This window comes from Reinekea thalattae (assembly GCF_008041945.1).
In the GTDB taxonomy this organism is placed as follows: Bacteria; Pseudomonadota; Gammaproteobacteria; order Pseudomonadales; family Natronospirillaceae; genus Reinekea; species Reinekea thalattae.
Map to the genome: position 1 here is coordinate 2023619 of NZ_VKAD01000001.1, position 12058 is coordinate 2035676.

The following is a 12058-nucleotide window of genomic DNA, read 5'->3' on the forward strand; positions in this document are numbered from 1 at the left end:
TGTTTTGAAGTCATGTTTTATCTAGCAATAAGTAACCGAGCAAGCGAGCTAAAAGAAGCTAAAGCCAACTTGGAATAATTTTTCGACATCTGGCGTGCGGCGCTTATCAACCAAAAACAGAATCACGTGATCGCCGGATTCTATTTTTGTTAGGTCGTGCGCGATAATGACTTCTTCGTTGCGCACGATAGCACCAATGGTACAGCCTTCAGGTAAGTCGATATCTTCAACGAAACGACCGACAACCTTCGAAGACTTTTCATCACCGTGCGCAACCGCTTCAATGGCTTCGGCAGCACCACGGCGCAACGAATGCACATTGACGATGTCACCGCGACGCACGTGCGCCAACAAACTGCCCACTGTGGCTTGCGGTGGCGAAATAGCGATATCGATATCACCACCCTGAACCAGATCGACATAGGCGGTGTTATTAATCAGCGTCATCACCTTGCGTGCACCTAAACGCTTCGCTAATAGTGATGCCATGATGTTTGCTTCGTCATCATTTGTAACGGCAATAAAAACATCGGTGTCTTCGATGTTTTCATCCAGCAGCAATTCTTGGTCGGAGGCATCGGCTCGTAACACGATGGCCTGTTTTAGATGATTACTGAGCCAATCGCATCGCTTTTCATCGCGCTCTAACACTTTAACTGAGTAACGCTTTTCAATACTGCGAGCCAATCGATAACCGATGTTGCCACCGCCAGCGATAACGATTCGTTTATAGGTATTTTCTTTGCGTCGCAGCTCGCTCATGATGGCTCGAATATCGCTACTGGCAGCGATAAAGAACACCTCATCTTCAGCTTCGATAATGGTATTACCTTCCGGAATAATCGCCTGACCTTTGCGATAAATAGCAGCGACTCGAGTTTCGGTAGTCGGCATATGGTGGCGTAAAAAACGCAATTCTTGACCCACCAACAGACCGCCGTGAACCGCCTTAACTGCCACCAGCTGGAGCTTGCCGTCGGCAAAATCGAGTACCTGAAGCGCGCCGGGCGTTTCAATAAGGCGGTGAATGTAGTTGGTCACCAATCGTTCGGGGCTAATCAAAACATCGACAGGGATGGCATCTTGGGCAAAAAGTTTATCGGCATCGCGAATGTACTGAGGGTCGCGAATACGGGCAATTTTGGTTGGCGTTCGGAACAGCGTCAGCGCAACCTGACAGGCAATCATATTGACTTCATCGCTGCTGGTCACAGCAATTAGCATATCGGCATCGTCAGCACCGGCTCGCTCTAGAATATCAGGCAACGATGCTTGGCCGTTAACCGTTCGAATATCAATGCGATCCTGTAATTCACGTAATCGCACACTGTCGGTGTCGACTACGGTGATGTCATTTTCTTCGGACGCTAAATTTTCCGCTAACGTGCCACCAACTTGGCCAGCGCCTAATAGGATAATTTTCAATGCCTAACCTCTATAGGGTGTCGCTAACACCGATGATTGATATGGGTTCAACAACCTAAAAGCTTTAATCGTAGTGAGCAATCGTTGTAATAGAGAATAATAGTAGCGAGCTATGGTTTGAAAAACGAGTTTGAATTACACAAATACTGACTTAAAGTGTCGGCATGACTCATAATCGTAAATTATTCATTTGGCTAGGGATGATTATCCTAGCTCTGTTCTCAATGCAGCAACTGGTTAGCCATTACAGCTGGTCTGAAATTCAACAGCTGATGCAGCAATACGAAACGCCAATTTTAATGGCTTATTTTGTTTTACTGAGCTTTCGCGGTGTTCTCTTTGTGCCGACCATGCCGTTTATTATTCTCATGGCGTATAGCTTCCACCCGTTGTTGGTATTTGCCGTCACACTAATGGCTTCTACCCTTTCTGCTTGGGTGGTTTGCGTGGCAGTAGATCGTTTTAATTTTGCCGAAAAGGCAGCAAAATTATCTGCTCGGCACCACGCCAAAGCCAGTAACGCGTTAGAAAAATATGGTTTCTTTGCCGTGCTTATTTGGGCGCTGACACCCATTACCTTTACGGAACTAATAGTCTACTTGGCGCGCATTGGTCAGCTTTCGCGTTGGCGTATTATTCCGGCGGTTATCTTAGGCGAAGGCAGTTTGATTCTATTTATCATTCTGCTTACCGACCTGTTTAAGCAGTGGATGCTTTAATGATTGCCGACATCAACAGCCACCGACCGGCATCAACAATCAGCGGTATCGGTTTTCTTTAATAGCGCATAAAAAAAGCCGTCGTGACCATTCGGTTGAGGCAACCATTGCACGCCCATCGGCGAGGCGACATCGGCATCTAGGTTCAACTCAATGACTTCAACATCGGATACTTGGCTAACAAAAGCTTCTATTTGCTGGGTATTTTCATCTGGCAAAATAGAGCAGGTTGCATATAAAAGATGTCCGCCAGGCGCGAGTGTTGGCCAGAGCTTTTGTAACAGATTCTGTTGGATTTTTGCCAGCGCCGAAATATCCGCAGACTTACGCAACAGCTTAATATCTGGGTGGCGACGAATAACCCCAGTACCCGAACAGGGCGCATCTAATAAAATGGCATTAAACGCTTTGCCATCCCACCAATGTTCAACATCGGCAGCATCGGCTGCGATTAACTGAGCTTGCTCGCCAATTCGGTCTAGGTTTTCTTGTACTCGATGCAAGCGCTCGGCAGAAACATCCAAGGCCAGCAATTCTAGATTTTGTGCCGACTCTAATAAGTGCCCAGTTTTACCGCCCGGTGCAGAACAGGCATCTAACACTCGATCACCATCTTTAATAGGCAGCAGTTGCGCGCAAAGCTGAGCGGCTTCATCTTGCACAGAAACATCACCTTGCTCAAAGCCGGGCAGCATCGCCACCGGCGCTGGGCTTTGCAATGTCACACCAACATGAGAATGCTCGCAGGCATGCGCTTGAATGCCTTCTTGCTCTGCAATTTGCAGCCAAGCTTTTGGTGACTGTCGCTTGGCGTTGATGCGCAACGACATCGGTGCAGGAATATTAGAATGCGCACAAATATCGGCATAGTGCTCTGGGTAGGCTTGTCGTAAACGCTTATTCAGCCAGCCCGGAAAGGAGTCGCCACGACGGCATTCAGCCAATAACGCTTCCTTTTCACGCTGAAAACGACGCAAACTGGCGTTCACCAAGCCTTTAGCCCATTGCCGCTTCGACTCTACTGTCGTGGCAACGGTTTCATGAATCGCAGCATGCTCGGCAACATTCAGCTTCCACAGCTGATAAATACCGATCGCCAATATCATGTGCACCAGCCGTTCTTTATCTTTAATCGGCTTATCGACAATTTTGCCGATCAGTTCATCCAGCGCAAAATAGTAGCGGCTTGCGCCGTACACTAGCTGCTGTACAAACGGCTGCTGATCGATGTCGACTTCGGCTAAACGGGTTGGCAGCTCGTCATTCAAAGACCGGCCTTGATCGACAACATTTAATAGAATTTGTGCGGCGATGAGTCGGCTCGATGTCATGCGCCAAAAACCGGGTCTGCTTCAAACGCGGCTTTACGTGCGTTCAAAATATCTTTCACTGGCATGGCTTTTTTACCCGGCATTTGCAACGTTTCTAATAACAACAAGCCTTCGCCAGTGGCAACGGTAAAACCCTCTGGGCCCATCGCGACAATCGTGCCTGGTTGTGCGTCTGTTGCATTGCTTTGCGAATTTGCTTCTAGCAACTGAGCTTTATGAACTCTAACGTTGCTGCCTTGCCATTGTGTAAAGGCGCCAGGCCATGGCGTAAGACCGCGAATTTGGCGGTCGATCTGCTCTGCTGACTGAGCCCAATCAATTGAGCCCTCTGCTTTTTCCAACTTATGGGCGTAATTGGCTAGGCTGTCGTCCTGCTTAACCGGCTTTGCAGTACCCTGTTCTAATTGTTCTAGCGTCGCTATTAAGGCGGGCTGACCAATCTCGATAAGTCGGTCGTGCAACTGCTCAGAGGTGTCGTGCGGATAAATCGGGCATTCACTGATCATCAGCATATCGCCCGTATCAAGGCCTTTATCCATTTGCATAATGGTGACACCGGACTTGTCATCGCCAGCTAAAAGCGCGCGGTGAATTGGCGCAGCACCGCGCCAACGCGGTAGTAACGAAGCATGTACGTTGATACAACCAAGACGAGGCGTATCAAGCACCTGTTGTGGCAAAATCAGGCCATAGGCGATAACCACCATAACATCGGCGTTATAGGCTTTCAGTGTGGCGATAGATTCTTCGGTTTTAAAATTGACCGGCTGCTCAACAGCAATTTGATGCTCTAATGCAAGCGCCTTGACTGGTGATGCCGTTAATTTACGACCGCGCCCAGCCGGGCGATCTGGCTGGGTGTATACCGCAACAATCTCATGCTCGCTATCAAGCAGAGTCTTTAAATGTTCGGCGGCAAATTCAGGATAACCGGCAAAGACTATTTTTAATGCCATTGACTAACGCGCCGCCAATTTATGCTGTTTTTCTAGCTTGGCTTTAATACGGTTACGCTTCAGTGTAGAAATGTAATCGACAAATAGCTTGCCGTTCAGATGGTCGATTTCATGCTGAATGCAGATAGCAAAAAGATCCTCTGCAATAAATTCGATCTGTTCACCTTCGGTGTTTAAAGCCGTAACTTTGATTTTATCCGAACGAGTAATCTTCTCGTAGAAACCCGGAATCGATAGGCAGCCTTCTTGATATTCCATTGGCTCACCCAACTCTTCGAATGTTGGGTTAATCAGCACATGCGGGTCATCCTGTTCTTCTGAAACATCAACGGTAATCACACGCTTATGAACATTCACCTGAGTTGCCGCCAAGCCAATACCTGGTGCATCGTACATTGTTTCAAGCATGTCCTTCGCCAGCGTGCGAATCTCGTCGTCCACGTTCGCCACTTCTGTTGCGACGGTGCGTAAGCGAGGATCAGGAAATTCCAAAATATCGAGTAAAGCCATAACGTATTGATCAACCTAGGTTCATTAAAAAGATAGCCAAAAGAGCCATAAGAAATTGGTCATGACGCCTATGATAGATGCGCCGCAAGGCATTCTTATTGGCAGGCGGATGCGCGCATTGTATCGCCAATCGGGCACAGAGCAAAACCGTCACCGGATTTAACCAGCAAATTAGCGCGTTATTCGACTAACGAATGATCACTTTTTGTGCTAATTTTCCACCGAGCTTGGTGCAACGGATATGCACCATTGATTTTACTGTACGCAGGCAAGCTAACGCCGCGTCAGTCACTACTGATCAAGGATGAATCATGTCGCAACATTGCCTGCCTTGGCTGCGCTGGGTACTGATCCCTAATTTTGGCTTAAAACGCTGCCACGAACTGCTGAACTACCTCGACTCACCACAAGCGCTGTTTTTGCATCCAGACCGCTGGCCGCTACCTGATAGCATTCGGCAGACCCTTAAAGATATGAATCGACTGGGCGAACAGCATCCTGTTCATCGGCGAGCGCTTGAGCAATTAGCTTGGGCCGAAACGGAACAGCATCACCTGATCTCGTTAGAAGATCAGGCTTACCCTGATAACTTTCAGGCACTCTACGATGCACCTCTGATGCTCTGGGCGAAAGGCAAGCCGGAATTACTGAAAAGCTCGCAGGTTGGAATCGTCGGCAGCCGCAACGCCAGCCCAAACGGCATTCGCCACACCAGTGACATTAGCCAGCAACTGGCTCAATCAGGCTTAACCATTACCAGTGGTGGCGCGTTAGGCGTTGATGCTGCCAGCCATCAGGCGGCGCTTAAAGCAAACGGTAACACCATTGCCGTACTGGGCTGCGGACTTGATATCGTCTACCCAAAACAAAACCAGCAATTGTTTCAACAGATTGCTGAGCAAGGGCTATTGCTGTCTGAATACCCGTTGGCAACACCGCCAAGACCCGGCCACTTCCCAAGACGAAACCGCATAATCAGTGGCTTAAGTGATGCTTTAATTGTGATTGAAGCGGCATTAGCCAGCGGCACATTGACCACCGCACAACACGCAATTGAACAGGGCAAAGACATTTTCGCGCTACCGGGTGATATCAGCCACGCCAATAACGCAGGCTGCCACCGGCTAATCCAGCAAGGTGCTTATTTGCTCGCGCATGTAAATGATGTCATTGAGCATTTTCAATTAAAGCCTTCCCGTCAGCATGACCGCAATAAAGAGACTAGTGATTATCCTCTCAGCCCTTTGCAGCAAGGTATTTTAGAATGCCTAGCAGCAGAATCGATGCCGATCGAGAGCTTAGCGCTACAGTTAAACGAGCCGATGAAAAACCTATTAGAACCACTATTAGAACTTGAGCTGGCCGGTCTTTTAGAACAACACCCCGGCGGTTACTGCTTAAGTTAAAGCCGCGAGCTAAACGGTCGTTTAGGCCGTATTTTGCCACTCTAATGCTTATTTACGGCCTTTTCAGTGCAAAATCGATGACAGAAGGCGTTGAAACAGTTGCCGAAAGGCTCGTTGATCAGTAGGCTTTTCGGCAACTTTTAAACAGCCATATATTTGTTATGAATATCCGCGCCATCGCATTAAGAAAAGCCGCCAAGCAGGTGAAAAAGGGCGGTGTCATTGCTTATCCTACTGAAGGCGTTTTTGGCTTAGGTTGTGATCCGTTTAATGAAGACGCTGTCACTCGCATACTGCAGCTCAAAGGACGGCCTGTTGAAAAGGGCGTTATCCTGATCGCATCAGAGCTTTCTATATTTCAGCCCTACCTTGTTGAACTCACCGATGAACAACGTCAGCGCATGAACTCTAGTTGGCCTGGAGCCACCACTTGGGTTGTACCTCATAACGGTAGCTTGCCAGACTGGGTCACTGGTGGGCGCGATAATGTCGCCATTCGTGTCAGCGGTCACCCATTAGCTAGAACATTGTGCCAACGGCTACAGATGCCATTAGTTTCTACCAGCGCCAATCGATCTGGTGAGCCTGCGGCGACAACTGACCCAGAAGTAAAGCAACAGCTTGGCAGCGAATTAGACTACGTTCTTACTGGCAAGGTACTAACACCTGGGCAATCTAGCCAGATAAAAGACCTCATCACACAAACTCAATATCGATAATCGATAGCTAAAGAATATAAAAAATTTATGAACCAACAGACGACACAAATAGACACCGTTAAAATTGAAATCGTTAAAAGCTACCTCATAGCTCTACAAGCTAGCATCTGCCAGTCGCTGCAAGGCTTAGAAAAACAACATGTTTTTAATGAAGACAATTGGCAACGCGCAGAAGGCGGTGGCGGCAGCGTTCGAATTCTAGAAGGCGGTGATGTGTTTGAAAAAGCAGGCATCGCTTTCAGTCATGTGACAGGCAGTACACTGCCGCCTAGCGCCAGTGCGCATCGTCCTGAGCTTGCGGGCGCAAAATGGCAAGCCATGGGTGTTTCACTGGTGATTCATCCAAAAAACCCTTTTGTACCAACTTCACACGCCAACGTTCGTTTTTTTGTCGCCGAAAAAGAAGGCCAGCCGCCAGTATGGTGGTTTGGCGGCGGTTACGACCTAACGCCTTACTATGGCTTTGAAGAAGATTGCATCCATTGGCACCAAACCGCCAAGACGGCCTGCGAACCCTTTGGTGAGCAACTCTACCCTCAGTTCAAAAAGTGGTGCGATGATTACTTTTATTTAAAACACCGCAATGAACCTCGCGGCATTGGCGGTGTCTTTTTCGATGACTTTAATCAGTTCGACTTTGAGCAAAGCTTTGCCTTTATGCGTTCGGTGGGTGACTCCTACATCGATGCCTATTTGCCGATTGTCAAAAAGCGCCTAAACAATCCGTTTAATGAACATAATCGGCAGTGGCAAGCTTATCGCCGCGGCCGTTATGTTGAGTTTAATTTGGTATTCGATCGCGGCACTTTATTTGGCCTTCAGTCCGGCGGTCGCACCGAGTCGATTTTGATGTCGATGCCGCCACAAGCGAACTGGCGTTATAACTTTCAACCCGAGCAAAACTCTGCCGAGCAACGTCTGTTAGACGACTTCTTAATTCCTAAAGATTGGCTAGATTAGCGCCTAACCTAATATATATTAAAAGAACCTATTTAAAAAATTATGCACTTTACCGTTTAGCTATTATTAGCCCTATTGGATAGGGCAGTAGCTACTATGATTTCATTCGTCTATGCGAACTGTTTTTATTTTTTACAATCATACAGACCGTAATGAAGCCTAGTTCGTATTCTGCAAATACAAGCTTTACCGATAACACCAAAATTGGAATACATAACGGGGTTGAGTAATCTATCTTAGATGGCTAGATATGTGACATTCATCACAAAAATAGATTATGGATTATATTTTTTACCCTTAATCACACTAAAGCATCAATTCTCAGCTGTGACTGCAGATACATTAAAATAATTACTCAAACGTTAAAGATGCAACAATAATTATGACGTACAACTGGAGTTACCTATTATGTTTCGGTCATTAAAAGCACAGATTTACATGTTCGCCTTCGTACCCTTTATTTTAGTGGCTTTAGTCGGCGTTTTTGTACAGCTAAAAACTTTAGAGAGCATCAAAGCAGATGTCTCAACAATTTCTGAACAAGCCATTATTGAGGTTGAGAAGCGTCGCCTTGTGACGGTACTAGACTCCGCCATGAGCATTATTCAGCCTTATGTTGATATGCCAGGGAAGACTGGTATGGAAGATGCGCTAGCTTTGCTTTATACCTATCGTTTCGATAATGGCATCGGTTATCTGTTTACCTACGACGGTACAGGCACCCTCCTAATGAGTGGGTCGGGCAATGGGATAGGTAAAAACTTCATTAACAATAAAGATAAAGCAGGTAACTATTTAGTACAAAATCTTTTAAAGGCGGCGCAATCAGGCGAAGGATTTACCAGTTACTTTTTCCCGAAAAAAGGCGAAACTGAGCCCTCTGAAAAATACAGCTATGCTATTTGGATAGACAAGTGGGATGTTGCCGTAGCAACAGGCTTCTTTATTGACGGTACCGAATCATTGTTAGAAAACATTGATAACGCATTGGTCAAGTCTGAACGCATGGCTCTCGGCCAAAGCCTTTTAGTAATTTTAGCCTTATCCTCAGTAGTGGCGACCGTGGTGTTCTTTTCTGTTCGCGCCATATTGTCAGCTCTCTATTCGTTAAAGACAGCCGTGAAGCACCTTGCTGATGGCGAAGGCGACTTAACGACTCAACTACCTTCCAGCTCACTAGATATTTTGGACGATATCTCGAAAAACTTTAATCGCTTTTTATCGAGCATGGCCAATGACATCATCACGCTGAAAAATGCCTGCCACCAACTTAACGAAGTCGCCGATATTTCGCGTAATCAACATGAAATTCTAGCCTCTTCGTCAAACCAACAGATTGAAGAAACCACCAGCACTGCAGCGGCGATTGAGCAGATGTCATCAACTGCCGTAGAGATTGCCAACAATGCAGAAAACACCCGCACCTCGGCAGAAAGCACTGACCAAGAAGTACAAAATGTCCTAAAGCAGGTACAAATCTCTGGTGATGAATTAAACGGCCTTAATTCCGTTTTAAGCAGTGTTGAAAGTTCAGTTCAAGAACTTGGTGGTAACGTCGAAGAGATCAATTCGGTGTTAGGTGTCATTCAGGGTATTTCGGAACAAACCAATCTATTAGCGCTTAACGCTGCTATCGAAGCGGCTCGTGCTGGCGAATTAGGCCGAGGTTTTGCCGTGGTTGCCGATGAGGTACGAAACCTAGCCCAACGCAGCCAGCAAAGCACCATCGAAATTCAAACCATCTTGGATAAATTGCAACAGAGTGCCGACAAAACCATTCAGGATATGACCAATACCTCGGAGCAACGCACTCGAGTAATTGAGGCTATGGATACCATTACTGCCATTATAAACTCCAGCTCAGAATCCATTAAGCACCTAACCAACATGAATATTGATGTTTCTAACGCAGCCAACCAGCAGTCTGAAGTGGTTAATGAAATGGCCAACAAAATCAGTGGTATTGCTGAGATTGCCGAAACCATCGGCCAAAGCTCGCAAGAAACCAGTAAGCAGTTTAATCGTTTAGAGGATCAATCCCAGCTTATTCAACAAGTTGCCAATAAATTTAAAACGCAATAACTCAATAAACTTGCACTAACCACAGCCATTGAGGCTGAAAATAGTGGGAAGTGCTCGGTAACTGGAGAGTCTATCGTTAATCGGCGATAAACTCTCCAGCGATAGTTTGGAGGCAGCAAAAAAATACGACCAACCTTCAGGGGCGGGTGTAACTCAAAGACTCGATCAATTTACCGTCGCCTAGCCAGGAAGCTGTGCGCTGACGCGACCGACTGCCGATAACAATGCTTGTAAATTAGCGGTTGTGGTGTCTTCATGAATCGCCACTGCAACCGACTCGATACCATCGACATCGATACTCAAGCAGGCAATCGCGTCCGAGTCAGTACCCTGTCGTAATGCATGCTCATCGAACTGGGTCACCTTGACGCTGACTTGGAAGTGCTTACCAACAGCATCCGCCAGTGCTTCTAATGCGCCTTGGCCAACGCCTTTCAACGCCAACGGCTCTGTGGCTTCAATTCTAAAGGTTGCTTGCGTCGCTTGGGCTGATGACGTCAAATCATAACCGCTTAGGTTCCAACTTTGCGGAATGGCAAGAAAATGCTCATCGAATAAAGCCTTGATCTGAGCGCTCGATACCTCTGCGCCAGCTTTTTCTGCAACAGACTGAACAACCTTGCTGACATGACCGTGCAGCCACTTAGGCAATTCAATGCCATAGTCTCGTTCCAATACGTGCGCCACACCACCTTTACCAGACTGGCTGTTGATACGCACAACGGCTTCATAATTACGGCCAAGATCAGCTGGATTAATCGGCAAATAGGCCACTTCCCAGTGCGGTACTTGATGGTCGTTGTGGTATTGCAAAGACTTGCGGATAGCATCCTGATGCGAGCCAGAAAACGCTGTATAAACTAGCTCACCGACCCAAGGGTGACGCGGGTGAACCGGCAAATCGGTACATTCGGTGTAGACATCGATCATCTCTTGCACATCGCTAAAATCGAGTGTCGGATCAATGCCTTGCGAGTAAAAATTCATCGCCAATGTCACCAAGTCCATATTGCCTGTTCGCTCGCCATTGCCAAACAAGGCACCTTCGACTCGATCAGCACCAGCCATTAAACCCAACTCCGTCGCGGCAACACCACAGCCTCGATCGTTATGCGTGTGCAAGCTCACAGCTATGTGCTCTCGCTGATGTAAACCGCGGCACATATATTCAATTTGGTCGGCATAAACATTCGGTGTCGCCATCTCAACCGTTGCGGGCAAGTTAATAATGACGTGACGGCCCTGCTGCGGTTGCCAGACATCAATGACTCGGTTACAGACCTCAAGAGCATAATCGACTTCAGTACCGGTAAAGCTTTCCGGCGAATATTCAAACGCCCACTCACTTTGAGGATACTTGGCGGCATAATCCTGCACCCACTTGGCACCCTGAACGGCAATATCGGAAACCTGATCTTGGCTCATGCCAAAGGTTTGCTCACGCTGCACCGTTGAGGTGGAATTATAAACATGGATGATGGCGCGCTTTACCCCAACCATCGATTCGAAGGTACGCTCGATAAGATGCTCTCGCGCCTGCGTTAACACCTGAATGGTGACGTCATCAGGAATTAAATTTTCTTCGATAAGCCGGCGTGCAAAATCAAATTCTGGTTGAGCCGCGGCAGGGAAACCAATTTCAATTTCTTTAAAGCCCAGCTTGACCAGCAACTTAAACATTTTCACCTTTTGCTCGACATTCATTGGCTTCACCAATGCCTGATTACCGTCGCGCAAATCGACACTGCATAAGGTTGGCGCTTTGGTCAGCTGTTGATCAGGCCAGGTGCGATCTTTCAGGGAAAGGGCCGGATAAGCACGATACTTGGTATGGTCAAATGAGCCGGCATCCGCCATTTGTTGAGCGACAGATTGTGTTTTTGGTTGACTGGTCATACTTTCCCCTCATGAATCTCTAAAACCGGAAAAGGCACCCTTAGGTGCCTTAGA

General features: G+C 47.2%; 10 protein-coding genes. 5 read left to right on the forward strand and 5 right to left on the reverse strand.

Annotated features, from left to right (window positions below; genetic code table 11):
* Positions 1 to 48: 48 nt before the first annotated feature.
* Positions 49 to 1425 (reverse strand): Trk system potassium transporter TrkA, encoded by a 1377-nt coding sequence (trkA, locus tag FME95_RS09230; RefSeq protein ID WP_147714098.1) that lies wholly within the window; start codon positions 1423 to 1425, stop codon positions 49 to 51.
* A gap of 164 nt (positions 1426 to 1589) precedes the next feature.
* Here trkA and FME95_RS09235 point away from each other — a divergent pair, with 164 nt between their 5' ends.
* Positions 1590 to 2144: a VTT domain-containing protein gene (locus tag FME95_RS09235; RefSeq protein ID WP_147714099.1), complete on the forward strand. Its 555-nt coding sequence runs from the start codon at positions 1590 to 1592 to the stop codon at positions 2142 to 2144.
* Between the two features lie 32 nt (positions 2145 to 2176).
* On the opposite strand, the gene rsmB is transcribed toward FME95_RS09235, so the two are convergent.
* Genes rsmB through def form a run of 3 tightly spaced genes read right to left on the reverse strand, consistent with a single transcriptional unit; the run spans position 2177 to position 4941 of the window.
* The gene (gene rsmB, locus FME95_RS09240) at positions 2177 to 3475 is read right to left on the reverse strand and encodes a 16S rRNA (cytosine(967)-C(5))-methyltransferase RsmB (RefSeq protein WP_147714100.1); all 1299 of its coding nucleotides are present in this window, start codon (positions 3473 to 3475) and stop codon (positions 2177 to 2179) included.
* Positions 3472 to 4431, reverse strand: a complete 960-nt coding sequence (gene fmt, locus FME95_RS09245) for a methionyl-tRNA formyltransferase (RefSeq protein WP_147714101.1) — start codon at positions 4429 to 4431, stop codon at positions 3472 to 3474. Before fmt ends, rsmB begins: the two co-directional genes overlap by 4 nt.
* A gap of 3 nt (positions 4432 to 4434) precedes the next feature.
* Positions 4435 to 4941, reverse strand: a complete 507-nt coding sequence (gene def / locus FME95_RS09250) for a peptide deformylase (RefSeq protein WP_147714102.1) — start codon at positions 4939 to 4941, stop codon at positions 4435 to 4437.
* 311 nt (positions 4942 to 5252) lie between these two features.
* On the opposite strand from def, the gene dprA reads away from it, so the two are divergent.
* The 4 genes from dprA (at position 5253) to FME95_RS09270 (ending at position 10108) form a co-directional block, all read left to right on the forward strand.
* A complete protein-coding gene (dprA, locus tag FME95_RS09255) occupies positions 5253 to 6347 on the forward strand; it encodes a DNA-processing protein DprA (protein WP_147714103.1) in 1095 nt (364 codons plus the stop codon).
* 161 nt (positions 6348 to 6508) lie between these two features.
* Positions 6509 to 7066, forward strand: a complete 558-nt coding sequence (tsaC, locus tag FME95_RS09260) for an L-threonylcarbamoyladenylate synthase type 1 TsaC (RefSeq protein ID WP_147714104.1) — start codon at positions 6509 to 6511, stop codon at positions 7064 to 7066.
* 27 nt (positions 7067 to 7093) lie between these two features.
* Positions 7094 to 8026 carry an oxygen-dependent coproporphyrinogen oxidase gene (gene hemF / locus FME95_RS09265; protein ID WP_147714105.1) on the forward strand — a complete coding sequence of 311 codons (933 nt, stop codon included), beginning with the start codon at positions 7094 to 7096 and terminating at the stop codon, positions 8024 to 8026.
* A 408-nt stretch (positions 8027 to 8434) separates the two neighbouring features.
* Positions 8435 to 10108 (forward strand): methyl-accepting chemotaxis protein, encoded by a 1674-nt coding sequence (locus tag FME95_RS09270; RefSeq protein ID WP_147714106.1) that lies wholly within the window; start codon positions 8435 to 8437, stop codon positions 10106 to 10108.
* 180 nt (positions 10109 to 10288) lie between these two features.
* Here FME95_RS09270 and leuA read toward each other — a convergent pair whose 3' ends face one another.
* Positions 10289 to 12004 carry a 2-isopropylmalate synthase gene (gene leuA, locus FME95_RS09275; protein ID WP_246109345.1) on the reverse strand — a complete coding sequence of 572 codons (1716 nt, stop codon included), beginning with the start codon at positions 12002 to 12004 and terminating at the stop codon, positions 10289 to 10291.
* Between the last annotated feature and the right edge of the window lie 54 nt (positions 12005 to 12058).